Here is a 255-nt window from a genome sequence, read left to right as displayed (position 1 = left end):
CATAAAAAATGGCCCGCGTTTGCGGGCCATCACTCATTCTGTGGCAGGAACGATCAGGTCTTGTCGACGACCTTTTCCACCGCGTCCTTGGCTTCACCCTTGGCCTGCTGTGCATCACCCTTTGCTTCCTGGGCGGCACCCTTTGCCTGGAGCTTGTTGTTGTCGGTGGCGCCGCCAACGGCCTGCTTTGCCTTGCCGGTCATTTCATTCGCCTTGCCGGAAACTTTATCAGCTGTGGAACCCATAATGGGATCT

At 56.5% G+C, this 255-nt stretch carries 1 protein-coding gene; it reads right to left on the bottom strand.

Annotated features, from left to right (window positions below):
- Positions 1–53: 53 nt before the first annotated feature.
- Entirely contained in the window at positions 54–245 is a 192-nt protein-coding gene (locus MRBLMR1_RS08610; protein ID WP_183688166.1) for a CsbD family protein, read from the bottom strand.
- Positions 246–255 lie beyond the last annotated feature (10 nt).

The sequence above is a fragment of the Neorhizobium sp. LMR1-1-1.1 genome (assembly GCF_040675795.1).
GTDB classification, from domain to species: Bacteria; Pseudomonadota; Alphaproteobacteria; order Rhizobiales; family Rhizobiaceae; genus Neorhizobium; species Neorhizobium cellulosilyticum.
The sequence above is the reverse complement of the archived record's forward strand: the minus strand, read 5'-3'. Positions and strand labels throughout refer to the sequence as shown.

Bases quoted from the DNA above. Each gene is read 5' to 3' on its own strand.
- MRBLMR1_RS08610 (WP_183688166.1), bottom strand. From the start codon at position 245: ATGGGTTCCACAGCTGATAAAGTTTCCGGCAAGGCGAATGAAATGACC.